This window comes from Kribbella pratensis (assembly GCF_004366075.1).
In the GTDB taxonomy this organism is placed as follows: Bacteria; Actinomycetota; Actinomycetes; order Propionibacteriales; family Kribbellaceae; genus Kribbella; species Kribbella pratensis.
This window is the reverse complement of record NZ_SODU01000004.1, coordinates 82,449-98,921: the sequence shown is the minus strand read 5'-3', so window position 1 is coordinate 98,921 and position 16,473 is coordinate 82,449. Positions and strand designations below refer to the sequence as shown.

Genomic DNA, 16,473 nt, shown 5'->3' with positions numbered 1-16,473 from the left:
TGCTCAGGCAGCGAACACCTGGGAGTCGTCCGCGAACGCCTTGAACTCCAGGGCGTTCCCGGCCGGGTCGAGGAAGAACATCGTCCACTGCTCACCGGTCTGGCCCTGGAACCGCACGTACGGCTCGATGACGAACTCGGTGCCGGCCGCCTTCAGCCGTTCGGCGAAGGTCTGGAACTCGTCGACGGTCAGGATCAGCCCGAAGTGCGGCACCGGTACGTCGTGGCCGTCGACCGGGTTGTGGATGCGCTTCGTCTTCTCAGGCGCGACGTGGGTGACGAACTGGTGGCCGCGCAGGTTCCAGTCGATCCAGGTGTCGGAGCTGCGGCCCTGTTCGAGGCCGAGCACCTCGCCGTAGAAGCGCCGCGCCGCGTCCAGGTCGTCGACCGGCATCGCGAGATGGAACCGGGGAATGGGCGAGTCGAGAACAGTCATACCACCATTCAAGCAGTCGTTTCGTCCCGTTGCTCGACCTCGACGTGCGGGCGCGACTGCCACAGGGCCCACTCCGCGCTGACGTCACCCGCCGTACGCAGCAACAACGGCAAATGGTCGTGCAGCAGCGTGTCGACCGACGTCTCGGCAGCGTGCACGGTGACGTTCATCGCGGCCCGCACGGTGCCCGTGCCGTCGCGCACCGGTGCCGCGACGGAGCGGACGCCCGGCGCGAGCTCCTCGTCGGCCAGCGCCCAGCCGCGCGCCCGGATCTCGGTCAACTCGTCACGCAGTTGTTCCGCGGTCCGGCCGATGTACGGCGGCAGTCCGGCGCGGCTCGGCTGCGCGAGAACGTCGGCGAGCGCATCGGGGGAGAGCGCTGCGAGCAGCACCTTGCCCTGCGACGTCTGCGCAGCCGGGAACCTGGTCCCGATGTCGACCCGCAACGCGATCAGTTTCGGCACCGACACGCGGGCGACGTACACGATGTCCGAGCCGTCGAGCTGTGCCATCGACGAGGACTCGCCGGTGCGTGCGACGAGCGTCTCGAGATGCGGCCTCGCGATGTCCCACAGGCCGAGCGAACCGACGTACGCCATGCCGAGCGTCAGCACCTTGGGCGTGAGCTGGAACGAGCCGTCGGTGGTGCGGACGAAGCCGAGTTCCTCCAGCGTCAGCAGCAGCCGGCGCGCGGTCGGCCGGGCCAGACCGGCCGCGGCCGCTACCTCGGTGAGCGACATGGTGCGGTGGTCGACGTCGAAGCAGGCGAGCACGTCCAGCCCACGAGCCAGTGACTCGACGAAGTCCGGACCTGCGCCACGGCCTGCCATTTTGTCGTCCTCCTGTTGCTCGACTAGTGCTCACCGAAGATGGTGCCACGCGCCTCGCGGGTCGAGTCGGACTTGTACGCCGTGTACTGGTACGGATTGTCGAGCACCTCGCCCTCCGGCAGCTCCGGGTTCATCCCGCTCTGCCAGGCCTCCTCACCGAGCGCCGACCGCAAGTGGGCGACGGTCGCCTCGACCTCCCGTCGTACGGCGGTCAGGTCGCAACCCACCAACTGGTGGTCGTGCTTGACCACCTGGCCGTCGACGATCACCGTGTGCACGTCGCCGCGCTGGGCCTGGAACGCCACCTGGCCGTAGGGATTGATGAGCGGGAACGACACCGGTGACGCGTCGTTCTTGATCAGGATCACGTCGGCCTTCTTGCCCGGTTCGAGGCTGCCGAGGTCTTCGCGGCCGAGCGCCCGGGCACCGCCGCGGGTCGCCCAGTCGACGACGTGTTCGGCCCGCAGGTGGCTGTGGGTCACCGTGTCGCCCTTCATGTGCGCCTCCAGGTGCTCACGGGCCCGGTCCGCGCCGAGCGTGGTCCGCATCGCGCTGAACAGGTCGCCGCTCCACCACACGCTGGTGTCCATCGACAGCGACACCGGAATGTTGTGGCGGCGTACCTGCCAGGTCGGCGGGTAGCCCTGGCCGGCACTCTGCTCTGACTCGGTGGAGACCGAGATCGAGCCGCCGGTCGCGGCGATCCGCTGGTACGAGTCCGTGGTGAGGGTGGCCGCGTGGACGTAGATGTTCTGCGGTGTCATGAAGCCGTTCTCGTGCATCAGCTTGATGCCGTTGTCGTTGGTCGCACCCCAGACGCCCGCATGGGTGGTGACGCCGAGCCCGAGCTCGCGCGCGACCTCGAACGCGGCCCGCTCCGGGAAGGCCGGGTCACCGGTCACGTCGAAGGCCAGCTGCAGACCGAGCTGCGCGTCGTCGCGCAGCCGTTCCAGGAAAGCGCGCACAGACGGATCCGCGGTCCACTCCCACGGGCCGGCCTGGATGTTGCCGTAGGCAAGGACGAATCGGCCGGGTACGGCGCGCAACGCGTCCACGGCAGCCTCGGCGTGCTCGACGCTCTGCAGCCCGTGCGACCAGTCGACCGTGGTCGTGACGCCGGCCTCGAGCGACTCCCACGCCGACGTCAGGTTGCCCGCGTGGATGTCCTCCGGGCGGAAGATCTTGCCGTGCTCGAGGTAGTACCAGACGAAGTACTGCGTGAGCGTCCAGTCGGCGCCGTACGCGCGCATCGCGGTCTGCCACATGTGCCGGTGCGTGTCGATCATGCCCGGCATCACGATGCCGCCGGACGCGTCGACGACCTGGGTGCCCTCGGGTACGTCGAGCCGTTGGCCGGGCTGTCCGACGGCCGCGATCCGGTCGCCGTCGATCAGTACGTCGCCGTCCGTGACGACCGTGTGCTGGTCGTCCATGGTCAGCACGGTCCCGCCCCGCAACAGCACTGTGGTCATCGATGCCTCCAAGGAGTTGCCCGGACATACGTCCGCATGACGGTCAAGGGGCGGTCAGGCTCACTATCTGAGCGCTGCCCGATGGTGTCAAGGGCCTGTTGACAGGTCATGTGAGGAGATCGAGACTGTGCGGACAGATGTCCGTAGATCCGGGAGGTCAGGTGAAAGGTCCGCTGTCCGGGCTGCTGGTGGCCGACTTCTCGCGGATCCTTGCCGGTCCGTACGCGACCATGCTGCTCGCCGACCTCGGGGCCGACGTGGTGAAGGTCGAGTCGCCCGGCGGTGACGACACCCGGTCCTGGCAGCCGCCGGTCCGCGACGGCATCTCGACGTACTACCTCGCGGTGAACCGGAACAAGCGGTCGGTCGCGCTCGATCTGAAGGATCCGTCGGACCTCGCCGCGGCGCAGGAACTGGCGCGGCGCGCGGACGTGCTGGTGGAGAACTTCCGGCCGGGCGGGCTGGCGCGCTTCGGACTCGACTACGAGACCGTTGCCGCAGGCAACCCCGAGCTGATCTACGCCTCGATCAGCGGCTTCGGGTCGGGGCCGGGCGGCGCCGAGCTGCCCGGGTACGACCTGATCGTGCAGGCGATCTCCGGGTTGATGAGCCTGACCGGCGCTCCGGACGGCGAACCGTTCCGCGCCGGCATCTCGGTCTTCGACGTGATGGCCGGACTGCACGCGACGATCGGGGTGCTGTCCGCCCTCAACCTGCGGCACGAGACCGGTCGCGGTCAGCACGTCGAGGTGAATCTGCTGTCGTCGGCGCTGTCCGGGCTGGTGAACCAGTCGAGCGCGTACGTCGCGGGCGGCGTCGTACCCCTGCGGATGGGGAACAGCCATCCGAGCCTGTTTCCGTACGAGCCCCTGCCGTGCGCCGACGGGGACCTGATCATCACGGCCGGGAACAACGGGCAGTTCCGCAAGCTGGTGGAGGTTCTCGGCGTACCGGAGTTGGCCGACGATCCGCGGTTCGACCGGAACGAGAAGCGGACCGAGCATCGGGACGAGTTGCGGCCGTTGCTCGTGGCACGGCTGATGACTCGGACGAAGCTGGAGTGGTTCCGGGACATCATCGCGGCCGGGGTGCCGTGCGGGCCGATCAACACCGTCGACGGCGGGGTGGCGTTCGCCGAGGACATCGGGCTGGACCCGGTGGTCACAGTCGGCGAGATCCCGACGGTCCGCAACCCGATCACGTTCTCCGACAGCGCAGCGTCGTACCGGCTTCCACCGCCGTCGCTGGACGAGCACGGCGCCGAACTACGGAAGTGGCTGATGGAATGACGACTTTCCCGACGTCCCTGGGTACGTCGACCGCCGATGAGATCCGCCTGCTGGGACAGGATCTCACCGCCGACCTGATGGGCAAGGTGGGCTTCGGCGAGCTCGCGTTCTGGCTGGTCGCGTTGCGCAGGCCGACGCCGTCGGAGACCCGGGTGTTCGAGGCGGTGCTGGTCGCGCTGGCCGATCACGGCTTCACGCCGACGGCGATCGCCGCCCGGCTGACCTATCTTTCCGCGCCGGACTCGCTCCAGGGTGCGCTCGCCGCCGGTCTGCTGGGCGGGGGATCGCGCTTTCTCGGTGTGACCGAGGACTGCGGCCAGTTCCTGCACGAGGCTCTCGAAGGACGCGACCTGCCGACTGACGAGGCCGGATGGGACTCGTTCGCGCTCGAGGTGGTGCGCGGGGCTCAGGGGAAGTACCTCCCGGGGCTCGGGCATCCGGTCCACAAGGTGCAGGATCCTCGGACGCCGGTCCTCATCGGCATCGCCCGGGAGGAAGGTCTGGAAGGCCCGCACCTCGAGCTCTTCCAGGCGATCGGCCGGGTGCACGAGCAGGTGCTGGGTCGCAAACTCCCGTTGAACGGCGCCGGTGTGTGCGGAGCGGCGCTTGCCGATCTCGGGCTGCCGGTCGAGCTGCTGCGTGGATTCGCCTTGCTGGCAAGGGCTGCCGGGCTGCTCGGCCAGCTCGCTGAGGAACGCCGCCGGCCGATCGGCATGGACGCCTACCTGACCGTCGACCGCAACGCCGTGTACGTCGATCCGGACCGCTGAGTTACACCGAAGGAGCACCACATGGCCACAGTCGCCGCGGTGATCGCCTCCACGCATCATCCCTTCTACTACCGGGCCAGCACCGCGACAGGCGCCGATCGCCCGCCGTTCGCCGACGAGTGGGTGGCGAAGATCGAGGCCTTCCGGGAGACCCTGACGAAGGCACGGCCGGACATCCTGGTGATGGTCGGCAGCGACCACTTCCACCAGTTGTGGCTGGACAACATGCCGCAGTTCCTGGTCGGCAAGGCGCCCTACTTCGACGCGAACTGGTACAACGAGGAACGTGAGTTCGGGTTGCCGCGGATGCGACTGACCGGGGACGAGCAACTCGCCGGGCACATCCTGCGCAACGGGCTGGACGCCGGATTCGACCTTGCCTTCAGCAACGAACTGCGGATCGACCACAGCATCACCTGCCCGATCATCACGCTCCGCCCGGACGCGGACCTGCCGATCGTGCCGATCTACACCAACATCTTCGCGCCTCCGTTGCCGCGACCGGGACGGTTCGTCGAGCTCGGCCGGACGATCCGGCAACTGGTCGAGTCGTGGCCGATCGACAAGCGGGTCGCGATCATCGGCACCGGGCACCTGTCGCTCGAGCTCGGCGGGCCGCGGCAGTTCGGTGCGCACGGGCCGGACCCGGAGTTCGACCGCAAGGCGGTGGACTGGATCGCGAGCGGCGACCTCGACGGGTGCCTGGCGGAGGTGACGCTCGACAGCCTGCATCTCCCGGGCAACGCAACGCACGGGTTCATGGACTTCATGTTGATGATGGGCGTCGCGGGGGCCGGCGCGAAGGCGGATCACGTGGACTCGCTCGACCTGTTCCACACGATGGAGGCGTACTTCACCTGGTACCCGAACGGAGTGCCGGCATGAGCAAGTACCTGCTGAACAAGTTCCTCTACACGATCGACCGGGATCCGGAGCTCGTCGAGCGGTACCGCGAAGATCCCGCCGGCACGGTGGCGTGGTGGGAGCAGGAGATGGCGAACGAGATCCTGAACTGTGCGGTCGCGGAGAAGTCGACGTGGCTCGCCTTCACCGACGACGAGCGGAAGGCGTTGCGCGAACAGGACCACGTCGCCCTGTTCGGATTGGGGGCGCACCCGTTTCTCACCCTGACCCTGTTCATCGCGATGTTCGAGCGCGACCACGATCCGCTCGAGTACCAGAAGGCGTACGGCCGGGTCCTGCAGCAGCACTACACGTTGCCCTACCCCGATATCGCTACCTGAGGAGTCCGCGTGCGAGCCGCAGTCCTGCACACCCACGGCCAACCACCGTCACATGCCGAGCATCCCGACCCGGTGGCAGGCGAAGGGTTTTCGGTCGTCCGCGTCACCGCGGCCCCGATCGTGCCACTCGACCTGCTGTGCGCTTCCGGTACGTCGTACTTCGGCCCGCCGGCGCTCCCGTACGTACCGGGTGTGCAAGGCGTCGGTGTGGTGGAGGAATCCGCGACAGTCGCCCCCGGCACACGAGTGTTCTTCGCAACCTCGGCCGGGATGGCCGCGGGGGATGGGAGTCTCGCGGAGCGGGCCGCCGTACCGGATGGCGACCTGATCGTCCTGGACGCACCAGTGCGGGATGCGGCGGTGGCCGCGATCGGGCTGTCCGGGGTTGCCGGGTGGATGATGTTGACTTGGCGAGCGCGCCTGCAAGTGGGCGAGCGTGTGCTGGTGCTGGGCGGTGGTGGCGCGGTCGGGCAGGTCGCGATCGGGGCTGCCCGGGTGCTCGGGGCTTCGCGCGTGGTGGCCGTCGTACGGTCGGATGCGTCGCGGGAGCGGGCACTGGCGGCGGGTGCTGACGAGGCGGTTGCTCTGAGCACCGACGTCGACGAGTTGACGGCCCGGCTGGGCGAGCCGACGTACGACGTGGTGATCGACTCGGTGTTCGGCGTCGCGGCAACGGCTGCCTCGCGGGCGCTGGCTGCCGGCGGTCGCCTGGTGAACCTCGGCGGCTCGTCGAGTGATGAGGCGGTCTTCTCGTCGGCCGTCCTCCGGAGCAAATCGGCGAGCATCCTCGGCTACACGAACAACGCGCTCACCGAGGACCAACGCCGCGACGCGCTCACCGCCGTACTCCAACACGCCGCCACCGGCGAGATCACCGTCGCCTACGAAACGGCCACCCTCGCCGACGTGGAGAGCGCCTGGAAGCGCCAGACGACCGGCAACACCCCGGGCCGCCTGGTCCTCACCATTCCCTGATGTGGGAATAGCCCCTGGCGACTGGAGACAGACTATTGCCTATCTCCAGTCACCGGCGGGTATGCCGTGTTCAGCGGAGCCGGGTGATCAGACCGTAGGCCTGCGCATCTTCCGCGGTGAGGACTCGGCCGGTTTCGAGGTCGGCGGCTACTTCGTCGGCGGGGCGGTCTGTGGCGTGGGCGATGAGGTCTCGGAGGCGGGCCGCCTGGTGATCGTGTTCTTCGGAGAAGGTGGCGAGTTCGTCGGCGGTGCCCTCGGCGGTGAAGCGGGGTGCGGAGAGGACGAATGTCGTGTGGCGGTGGGCCTCGCGTTCCTCGGCGGCGGCGAGTACGGCGATCGCGGGGCCGCGGACCGTGCCGCGGGCGACGACGTTCACCGGGGCAGTGATCAGGTCGATCGCGGCGGCGACGGAGAGCGCCGCCTCCAGGTCGGACTCCGTCGACGACAGGTGGAGCGTGACCGGGTCGTTGCCCTGGGCATTCAGTAGCAGCAGCTGCGACGCGATGTGGTTCGCCAGCAGGTCGTCGAGGCGGCCGCCGATCAGGATCACCCGCTCCGCCAGCAGCCGATCGGCCAGCTCCCGCTCGAGCGTGATCGACGTCGGCTCGTACCACGACGGCAGAATCGGCTGCGGCGCCGGCCGCTCGGGCGTTCCCGGAACCCCCGGCCGCGGCACCCCGGGAATCTCCGGCCAGGGCCGCCCCGGAATCCCTGGCTGACCCGGGACGGTCGCGTCCGACTGCTGTTCGACGTACATGTGTGTCCTCCTTCGACACCTCCACCCTGAGGCAGCAGGCGGCCGGGGAGAAGGCTGTTCCGCTGTCAGCAGACGGAAAGCTCAGCGATCGCGGCAATGACCTTGTCCCAGAAGGCGTCCCGGTCGAGGTCGACGGCGATCCGGGCGTTCGCGGGGCGGCCGGTGTAGCCGTCCAGGTCCACGACCGTGGCGCCGGCGGTCCACTCACCGGCTGTTTCGATTACCAGATTCGCCTCGACGCAGCGCACGATCGCAGGATCGACCACCCGTGCGACCGCGACCGGATCGTGCAGCGGCGGCGCCTCGAACCCGAACAGCTCCCGGTACGTCGACGCGAAGAACGTCATCCACTCGCTGCAGACCCGCGCCAATGGCGTCCCGATCCGCTCGAGCCGCGCGAGTACGTCGTCCGTCACGAGCGCCTGATGCGTCACGTTCAACCCACACATCGTGAACGGGACACCCGACCGGACCACCACGTCGGCCGCCTCCGGATCGACGTACGCGTTGGCCTCGGCCAGCGGTGCGATGTTGCCGCGCTCCGTGGACCCGCCCATCCAGACGATCTCGGTGATGTTCGCGGCCAGACCAGGTTCTTCGACGAGCAGCCGCGCGACATTCGTCAATGCCCCGGTCGCGACGATCGTGGCCGGTTTCGAGCGCAGTACGTCGACCAGCAGCTCATGCGCAGAGTATGGCGACTCCGGGACAGACGGCTCGTCCGTGAAGTGCGGACCGTCGAGCCCGGTGCTGCCGTGGACGTCGTCGGCGATGCGCAACCGGCGTACCAACGGCCGGTCGGCGCCCCGCGCGACGGGGATGTCGGAGGCACCCGCGAGGGACAGCACGCGGCGGGCGTTCACGGTACATTTGTCGACGGTCTGGTTACCCGCCACGGTCGTCACGGCGAGCAGCTCGACGGCCGGATCGGCGACCGCGAGCAGGATCGCCAGCGCGTCGTCGTGGCCGGGATCGCAGTCGAGGATCAGGGGCGTGGCCATGCGTCAGGGTATGACGGACGAGTTTCTGCTGTGTCCGAAGTGGGTTCAGGTCCTATGTTTGGCTTCATGAGCGAGAAGGAGCCGCCGGCGAAGGACGAAGCCAGCGCCGACCGGGGCCAGGGTGCCGACCAGGGTGACCGGAAGAACGACGGACCGCAGCGGCCGCACAAACCGTGGCGGACCGAGGGACTGCCGGCCGGCCACGACGGGAACGGCGACAAGCCGCGCCGGCCGGGGTGGTGGAAGTGGGCCGCGTGGATCGTCGGCGGGTACCTCGTGCTCTTCCTGCTCACCACGATGCAGGACCAGATGTCCGGCGGCGAGCAGACCATCGCCTACACCGACTTCACCTCGCAGGTGCAGAAGCAGAACGTTGCCGAGATCTTCTCCCGCGGCGACACCATCGAGGGGCGGCTGAAGCAGGCCGCGGAGGTGCCGGGCAAGAGCGGGTCGACGTACACGAAGTTCACCACCGAGCGGCCGACGTTCGCGAACGACAACCTGTACGGCGACCTGCAGAAGGGCGGCGCCACAGTCCGCGCGACGCCGGTGGTCGCGCAGCGCGGCGTGCTGCTGAACCTGCTGATCTCGCTCGGCCCGTTCATCCTGATCGCCGCGTTCTACTTCTGGCTGTTCCGGCGCAGCCGCGCCGGTGGCGGCCTGGGTGGTGGTCTGGGCGGTCTGCTCGGGGGCGGCGGCCAGCAGAAGAAGCCGGTCGACCCGAACACCGTGCGGGTGACGTTCGCGGACGTCGCGGGGATCGACGAGGTCGAGTCCGAGATCGAGGAGGTCGTCGACTACCTGAAGGACCCGGAGAAGTACCGGCGGCTCGGGGCGCGGGCACCGAAGGGCGTGCTGCTGGCCGGCGCGCCTGGTACCGGGAAGACGCTGCTCGCGCGGGCGACCGCGGGGGAGGCCGGCGTCCCGTTCTTCTCCGCGAGTGCCTCGGAGTTCATCGAGATGATCGTGGGCGTCGGTGCGAGCCGGGTGCGGGAGCTGTTCGGCGAGGCGCGGAAGGTGGCGCCGGCGATCATCTTCATCGACGAGATCGACACCATCGGACGCGCCCGCGGCGGCGCCCGGTCGGTCGGCGGGCACGACGAGGGTGAGCAGACCCTGAACCAGATCCTCACCGAGATGGACGGATTCTCCGGTACCGAGGGCGTCGTGGTGCTCGCTGCCACGAACCGTGCCGACGTACTCGACCCGGCGCTGCTCCGGCCCGGCCGCTTCGACCGGACGATCACGGTGCACGCGCCGGACCAGCCGGGCCGCGAGGCGATCCTCAAGGTGCACGCGCGCGGGAAGCCACTCGCGCCGGATGCCGACCTGGCTGCATTGTCCCGGTCCACGCCCGGCATGACGGGTGCCGACCTCGCCAACCTTTTGAACGAGGCCGCGCTCGCGGCGGCGCGGCAGGGCGAGTCGCAGATCACCCATCGCGACCTGACCGACGCGCTCGAGAAGGTCCAGCTCGGGACCGCGCGGAACGTGGTGATGCCGGAGGAGGAGCGCCGGCGGACGGCGTACCACGAAGGCGGGCACGCGTTGCTCGGCATGATCCAGAAGGGTGCGGACCCGGTCCGGAAGGTGTCGATCATTCCGCGCGGGCGGGCGCTCGGGGTGACCCTGTCGACGCCGGAGTCCGACCGGTACGGGTACGACGTGGACTACCTGCGCGGCCGGATCATCGGGGCGCTCGGCGGCATGGCGGCCGAGCAGGAGGTCCTCGGTGTCGTCACCACGGGCGCCGAGAGCGACCTGGAGACGGCGACGCGGATCGCCCGCTCGATGGTGGGCCGATGGGGTATGTCGGACGCGATCGGCCCCGTGTCGATCCTGCCGTCCGAGGGCGACGCCCGTACGGCGGGAGTCTCCGACGAACTGCTCAACACGGTCGACGAGGAGGTACGCCGCCTGATCGAGCAGTGCTACGCCGATGCCCGCCGCCTGCTGCGCGAGAACCGCTCGAAGCTCGACTCGATCGCCGCCGAGCTCCTCGAACACGAAACCCTCGACGAGGCCGACGCCTACGCCGCGGCCGGCATCACCCACGGCCCCCGCGCCACCGCAGCACCCGAGCCGCAACCCGCACCCCGCGACAGCGCCTAGCGCGCAAGCCTGAAGCGGGGAACCCTGCCCACCTGTACCGGCCAGCAGAGTTCCCCGCGGATGGCGCTTATCCGACAGTCACGGTCTGGGCTAGGTCGTTGTAGCCGGTGGTTGGTTGCCAGGTGTTGTTGTTGGCGAGTTGGATCGAGTATTCGGGGCGAGTCGACAGGAGCGGGTCCGGCAGGTTGATCAGCAGGCGGTACCTGCCGGGGACGGGCGGTGCGGCAACCTTCCAGTCGAGGTTGGTCGTCGTACCGCTTCCCCAGCGACGGGGATCGGCCGGAACGTTGACCTTGAACGTGTGCTCGTCGTTCTGGAAGATCAGCTGCACCTGGTGCGGGTTGTACGGCGCTGCCCACCCGTCGTTCCGGATCTGTACGCCGACGTTGACCTGACCGCGCGGCTTCGCCTTGGTCGTGACCGTGCTCTGGGTGAGCGCGAACCGGTAGCCGAGTTTCTGCTTTGCGGTCTCGATGTTGTCGCCCCACGTGTTCAGCACGTCGTGGTTGTAGTCGGTGTTGAGGAACGAGAAGTGCAGCCGGGCCATCTCGGCGGAGGCAGACTCCCAGTCCGACCGCGGGGAGTTGACTGCGCAGGTCTCGCCGCCCTCAGGGACGTAGTTGGTGTCCTGGGCAACGAAGTCCTTGTCCAGCTCGATCGGGTCGCTGAGGTACGTCCCGAAGTCGTCCGGGCTGGCCAGGAAGCAGTCGTTGTGATGCCCGATCCTGGCCAGCGGCGAACCGTCGTACGCCTGCTCGGCGGTCAGCGCGCCCTCGGTGCCGGTCGGTACGCCGTACATCCGCTGCTTCATGTACGGCGTGCGCACCTGGATCATCCGGTCCTTCGGGAGAGCCGTCAGGAGGGCGTCGGTCACGGCCTTGCGGTCGGCCCAGTTCTGGTCCGAGACCTGGCTCGGGTCCTGCGGGTTGCTGAAGTAGTCGGTGTAGTAGCCCTCGCCCCACAGACCGACGAAGCCGGACTGGACGAGTTCGATCACGTCGGCGTTCTGACGCAGTACCGGCGTGAGTTGCTGGATGTGCTTGAGCACACGGGCGACCGGAGCGTCGCCGTACGGCGTCGGCGGCGGCCAGCCGGCACCTGGCAGCGCGTACGCGAACCGGACGATCACCTTGACGCCGGCCGCGCGGGCGGTGCGGAAGTCGGCGCGGACCAGGTCGAGGTACTGCTTGTCGATCACGTCCCGGCCGGCGAACTTCTCCAGGTAGAACACGCGGAGGATCTGCGTGATGTGTTCCTCGGTGCGGAACTTCCGCAGCGTGGTGACGTCGAGCGGGACGTAGCCGGTGTTGTCGGCCTTGTAGTGCGTTTCGGTGTGGTGGTAGAACCCGCGCTCCGGGTTCGCGATCACCTCGTTGCTGGTCGTGTAGGTGCGGGTCGTCGTCGGCGGCGCGGCGATCGCCTGCTGCGCAGGGAGCAGCAGTCCGATCGAACAGACCGCTGCAGCAAGCCTTCTCATTGTCGTCTCCTAGCTGATGTTGACGGTGTGCAGGAGCGAGTTCATCCCGGTCGCCGCGTCCCAGGTGTTTTGGTTCGCGAGGCGGATCGAGTACTCGGGGCGAGTGGACAGGAGCGGATCCGGCAGGTTGAGCAGCAGGGCGTACGAACCCGCCGGAAGTGTGGTGGGCACGGTGAGGGTCTGCGACACCGTGGTCGACGTACCCGCGGTCCAGCGGCGTGCGTCGGAGGCGATCGGAAGCTTGTAGGTGGCGCCGGTCGAGGTGTTCCGCAGTACCAGCTCGAGGCCGCGCGGGTTGAACGGCGTCGCGTAGCCGTCGTTGTGGACGGTGAAGGAGATCGGCAGGCTCCCGCCGGGGGAGGCAGTCGCCGGGTAGGTGCCGGATTCCAGGCGGAAGCGGTAGCCGAGGTTCTTGCTGACGGTGCCCAGGCAGCCGCCGGTGTTCCACGAGTTGAGGACGTTGGGCTCGTAGTCGGTGTTGATGAACGACCAGTGGAACTGCGCGAGTTCAGCGGTCGCGGTCGGGCACGCCGAGCGCGGTGCGTTCACACCGCAGGTCTCGCCGCCCATCGCGACGTACGTCGTGTCGGCCTGCAGGTACGGATACTCGACGGACGGGTTCTCGTACGTGCCGAAGTCGTCGGCGCTGGCGAGGAAGCAGTCGTTGTGGTGGCCGATCCGGGACAGGCTCGATCCGTTGTAGGCGTTACCGGGCTGGACCGGGGTGGTCGAGTACATGGTCCGCTTGAACTTCGGCGTACGGAGCTGGATCATCCGCGTCGACGGCACGACACTGAGCAGCTTGTCGGTGACTGCCTTGCGGTTCGCCCAGTCGGTGGCGGAGACGACGCCGGCGTTCCCGAAGTTCTGCGTGTAATACCACTCACCCCAGGCGCCGATCAGACCGGTCTGAACGACGGCGATCACGTCTTTGCCGGCGTTGAGGTACGGCGCCAACTGGTCGAGATGCGCCAGTACGCGGTCCTTCGTGGCGTCGTCGCCGGTGGTGGATGTGGTGTAGGCGAGGCGGAGCACCATTTTGAGACCGGCTGCGCGGACCGTGGCGAGCTGCTGCTGCAACTGGTCGAGAGCGGCCTGGGCGATCGGGCCGTTCTTGTACTCGGCCAGGTAGAAGACGCACATCACCAGGGAGATGCCCTGACTGGTGCGGTAACTCTGCAGGGTGGACTGGGAGAAGTCGGCTTTGTCGCAGTCGCCGGTGTGGTGGTAGAAGCCGCGCTCGGGATTCGCGAAGTTCTCGGTCGAGGGCGTGTAGGTCACGCCTCCGCTGCTGCCGCCGGTGTAGGTCTGCGTGTACTTCGCGGACGTCTCGAGCGGCGCCTCCGCCTGGAAGATCAGGTCGGCGTCGTTCGGGGTGGCGGATTCGCCGAGGTCCGCTCGGTCGACCGTCCACTGCGCTACGCCGCCGGTGTTGGTGAACGTGACCGAGCGGACGAGCGTCCAGCTCCAGCCGGTGCCGGTGTGCTGGTAGAGGCTGCCGTTCTCGAGCAGGTAGTCGGCGCCGGTGCCGGCTTGGGCGAATCCGGTGGACGGGTTGCGGTCGGTGTCGACGTACACGCGGAGGAACTGCGGGGTGCCGGTGTAGGAGAAGCGGTAGGTGACGGTCGTGGCGGTGTTGGTCGCGGTCGCGCCGCTGATCGTCGCGCTGGCGGGGGAGACCAGCAGCGTGGCGAGCAGGGCGGTACTGGAAACTGCGGTGGCAAGTGTGGTCAACAGTCGGTACGGACGCATCACGATGCTTCCTCTCGCTGGGCGGGGCGATGGGGATAATCATGGAGTCCAGGAAAATTATGTCAAGGTCTGAGGCCGGTCGTGATGGTCGACTCGACCTCGTCGAGCGCCAGCCGGACGGCGCCGAGCGCGACTCCTTCGTCGGCGAACGCCGACACCCGGATCTCCGGCGTCCGCAGGCACCACCGGTCCAGCTCCCGCCGCAGCGGCTCCACCATCACGTCCGCCGACCGCGAGAACCCGCCCCCGATCACCACCAACTGCGGATCCAACGTCAATACCAACGCCGAAGCGCCCACCGCGAGGTCCTGCACGTACGCCCGAACCGCAGCCAGCGCCTCCCGATCACCCGCCCGAGCCGCCACAAACACCCGCTCGAAACCGTCCGCTCCAGGCGGAGCGGTCTCGAGCCAGGTGTGCAAGTGGTGCGGGGCCTGTTGCCAGCCGGCCGCTGGTAGCGCGCCGATCTCGCCGGACCAGTTGGCGAAGCCGCGGTGGAGTTTGCCGTCGATGATGAGGCCGGCGCCGGTGCGCAGGCCGGCGAGCAGGAACACGACGTCCTTCGCGTAGCGCGCGACCCCGCGCCAGGTTTCCGCCAGCGCCGCCAGCTTGCAGTCGTTCTCGACGCGGACAGGGCCCGGCACGAGCCGCCGTACGTGAGCACCCAGATCGACGCCGGTCCACTCCGGCAGCGAGTCGGACAGCATCACCTTCCCCGTGCCGTCGACGAGCCCGGTCGTCGCCACCCCCGTCGACCAGATCTGACCCGCCTCGACGCCCGCACCCGCCAGCGCCTTGCGCACGCACCGATCCAGCACCGCTAGCCGCTCGCGCCGGCCGAGCTCCGGGTCGACCTCGATCCGGCTCTGGTTCAGCACGTCGCCGTCCAGGTCGGTGACCAGCGCGAGCGCCTTGTGCCCGCCGATATCGATCCCGAGCAGCCGCCCAGCGCCGGCGTTGAACCGGTACCTCCGTGCCGGCCGCCCGACCGACCCGGACGCCGGCGCCACCTCGGTCAGCCAACCGCGCCCGAGCAGGTCCCGCGCCACGTCCTCGGTCGAAGCGCGCGACAGCCGTGTCCGCTTCGACAGCTCGGTGAGCGTCAGCGGCTGATCGCCGCGCAACTCCCGCAGTACGGCGGCCGCGTTGAGCTGTCGCAACCGGGACAGATCCCCGCCGGCCGGCTGTTCACTCATCGCGACACCTCGCCTATTTCCTGGACTCCTGGATAACTATAAGCATCCCGATTGCGCGCGGGTCTCACCGTGTGAACGGGCGCGCCGGAAGTCTGTTGCGCACTCCTGACAACGTTGTACCGTGATCTGCCGACGGTCGAACAGAAACGTTTCCGAAGGTTTCCACTGAGGAGGACCCGCGTGTCCAACCCGTTGAAGATCGCGACGCTCAGCTTCTGGCACGTCCATGCCGGCGACTACTCCAGGCAGGCCCAGGCGCATCCCGGGACGGACCTGGTGGCCGTCTGGGACGACGATGCCGAGCGCGGCCGGGCCGGTGCCGAACAGTTCGGTGTGGAGTTCACCGGCGACCTTGACGCACTGCTCGCGCGGGACGACCTGGACGGCGTCGTGATCACGACTCCGACCGACGTCCATCGCGACATCATGGTCAAGGCCGCAGAGGCCGGAAAGCACATCTACACAGAGAAAGTGCTCGCTCCGACGGTCGCCGAGGCCGAGGAGATCGTGGCCGCGACGGACGCGGCCGGCGTGAAGCTGACGGTCTCGCTGCCGCGGCTCGCGCACGGCTACACGACCGCGATCCGGGAGGTTCTGGACAAGGGTTCGCTCGGGCAGTTGACGTACGGCCGGGTCCGGCTCTCGCACGACGGCGCGATCCCGCGGGACGGCAAGGAAGGCTGGTTGCCGCAGCGGTTCTTCGAGCCGAAAACCGCGATCGGCGGGGCGCTCACCGACCTCGGCTGCCACCCGGTGTACCTGATCCAGCTCTTCCTCGGCGCGACGCCGGAGACCGTGAGTGCGACGTACCGCTCGGTGGCGAACCGGGGGCTGGAAGACAACGCTGTCGTGGTGGCCGGGTACGGCGACCAGAAGATCGGGGTGATCGAGGCGGGGTTCGCGAGCAGCAACCCGTTCACGATCGAGCTGTTCGGGACCGAGGGCACGCTCACGTACACCGACGCGGGCAACGTGCTGACCGTGAACGGCGAGCAGGTACCGGTGCCCGAGCACTCGCCGGATCCGTTCGCGCAGTGGGTCGATCACATCGTCAACGGCACGCGTGCGGACGACAACATCGAGCGCGCGGTCGAGCTGACCCGCCTCGTGGTCGCGGCGAACGCGGCCGCCGAGTCCAACCGAGTGATCTCCTACAGCTGAGA

15 protein-coding genes are annotated in these 16,473 nt (G+C 68.6%); 7 read left to right on the top strand and 8 right to left on the bottom strand.

Annotation, left to right across the window (positions count from 1 at the left end):
- Positions 1-3: 3 nt before the first annotated feature.
- The 3 genes from EV137_RS32975 to EV137_RS32965 are packed head-to-tail and all read right to left on the bottom strand — an operon-like array spanning position 4 to position 2,737.
- Positions 4-435, bottom strand: coding sequence for a VOC family protein (locus EV137_RS32975; protein ID WP_134132071.1), 432 nt, complete (start codon positions 433-435; stop codon positions 4-6).
- Between the two features lie 8 nt (positions 436-443).
- Positions 444-1,265, bottom strand: a complete 822-nt coding sequence (locus EV137_RS32970) for an IclR family transcriptional regulator domain-containing protein (protein ID WP_134005340.1) — start codon at positions 1,263-1,265, stop codon at positions 444-446.
- Positions 1,266-1,288: 23 nt separating this feature from the next.
- Positions 1,289-2,737: an amidohydrolase family protein gene (locus EV137_RS32965; RefSeq protein WP_134132070.1), complete on the bottom strand. Its 1,449-nt coding sequence runs from the start codon at positions 2,735-2,737 to the stop codon at positions 1,289-1,291.
- A 137-nt stretch (positions 2,738-2,874) separates the two neighbouring features.
- Here EV137_RS32965 and EV137_RS32960 point away from each other — a divergent pair, with 137 nt between their 5' ends.
- From EV137_RS32960 to EV137_RS32940, 5 genes are read left to right on the top strand one after another with little or no spacing between them, the layout of a single operon-like run.
- On the top strand, positions 2,875-4,026 hold the full coding sequence (locus tag EV137_RS32960; protein ID WP_134132069.1) for a CaiB/BaiF CoA transferase family protein: 1,152 nt from the start codon (positions 2,875-2,877) through the stop codon (positions 4,024-4,026).
- A complete protein-coding gene (locus EV137_RS32955; protein ID WP_134132068.1) occupies positions 4,023-4,796 on the top strand; it encodes a citryl-CoA lyase in 774 nt (257 codons plus the stop codon). Before EV137_RS32960 ends, EV137_RS32955 begins: the two co-directional genes overlap by 4 nt.
- A gap of 21 nt (positions 4,797-4,817) precedes the next feature.
- On the top strand, positions 4,818-5,681 hold the full coding sequence (locus EV137_RS32950; RefSeq protein WP_134132067.1) for a DODA-type extradiol aromatic ring-opening family dioxygenase: 864 nt from the start codon (positions 4,818-4,820) through the stop codon (positions 5,679-5,681).
- Positions 5,678-6,040 carry a hypothetical protein gene (locus EV137_RS32945; RefSeq protein ID WP_134005331.1) on the top strand — a complete coding sequence of 121 codons (363 nt, stop codon included), beginning with the start codon at positions 5,678-5,680 and terminating at the stop codon, positions 6,038-6,040. Before EV137_RS32950 ends, EV137_RS32945 begins: the two co-directional genes overlap by 4 nt.
- Positions 6,041-6,049: 9 nt before the next feature.
- Positions 6,050-7,015 (top strand): quinone oxidoreductase family protein, encoded by a 966-nt coding sequence (locus EV137_RS32940; RefSeq protein ID WP_134132066.1) that lies wholly within the window; start codon positions 6,050-6,052, stop codon positions 7,013-7,015.
- A 70-nt stretch (positions 7,016-7,085) separates the two neighbouring features.
- Here the strand turns inward: EV137_RS32940 and EV137_RS32935 are convergent, their stop codons facing one another.
- Positions 7,086-7,772 (bottom strand): ClpP family protease, encoded by a 687-nt coding sequence (locus EV137_RS32935; RefSeq protein WP_134005327.1) that lies wholly within the window; start codon positions 7,770-7,772, stop codon positions 7,086-7,088.
- Between the two features lie 65 nt (positions 7,773-7,837).
- Positions 7,838-8,773, bottom strand: coding sequence for a nucleoside hydrolase (locus EV137_RS32930; RefSeq protein WP_134132065.1), 936 nt, complete (start codon positions 8,771-8,773; stop codon positions 7,838-7,840).
- 66 nt (positions 8,774-8,839) lie between these two features.
- Between EV137_RS32930 and ftsH the strand changes: the two genes are divergently transcribed.
- Positions 8,840-10,885 carry an ATP-dependent zinc metalloprotease FtsH gene (gene ftsH, locus EV137_RS32925; protein WP_134132064.1) on the top strand — a complete coding sequence of 682 codons (2,046 nt, stop codon included), beginning with the start codon at positions 8,840-8,842 and terminating at the stop codon, positions 10,883-10,885.
- A 67-nt stretch (positions 10,886-10,952) separates the two neighbouring features.
- Here the strand turns inward: ftsH and EV137_RS32920 are convergent, their stop codons facing one another.
- The 3 genes from EV137_RS32920 to EV137_RS32910 all read right to left on the bottom strand — a co-directional run bounded on the left by EV137_RS32920 (position 10,953) and on the right by EV137_RS32910 (position 15,310).
- Entirely contained in the window at positions 10,953-12,362 is a 1,410-nt protein-coding gene (locus EV137_RS32920; RefSeq protein WP_134132063.1) for a DUF4832 domain-containing protein, read from the bottom strand.
- 9 nt (positions 12,363-12,371) lie between these two features.
- Positions 12,372-14,114: a DUF4832 domain-containing protein gene (locus EV137_RS32915; RefSeq protein WP_134132062.1), complete on the bottom strand. Its 1,743-nt coding sequence runs from the start codon at positions 14,112-14,114 to the stop codon at positions 12,372-12,374.
- Between the two features lie 62 nt (positions 14,115-14,176).
- Positions 14,177-15,310 carry an ROK family transcriptional regulator gene (locus EV137_RS32910; RefSeq protein ID WP_134005317.1) on the bottom strand — a complete coding sequence of 378 codons (1,134 nt, stop codon included), beginning with the start codon at positions 15,308-15,310 and terminating at the stop codon, positions 14,177-14,179.
- A 180-nt stretch (positions 15,311-15,490) separates the two neighbouring features.
- On the opposite strand from EV137_RS32910, the gene EV137_RS32905 reads away from it, so the two are divergent.
- Positions 15,491-16,471: a Gfo/Idh/MocA family protein gene (locus EV137_RS32905; protein ID WP_134132061.1), complete on the top strand. Its 981-nt coding sequence runs from the start codon at positions 15,491-15,493 to the stop codon at positions 16,469-16,471.
- Positions 16,472-16,473: the final 2 nt, after the last annotated feature.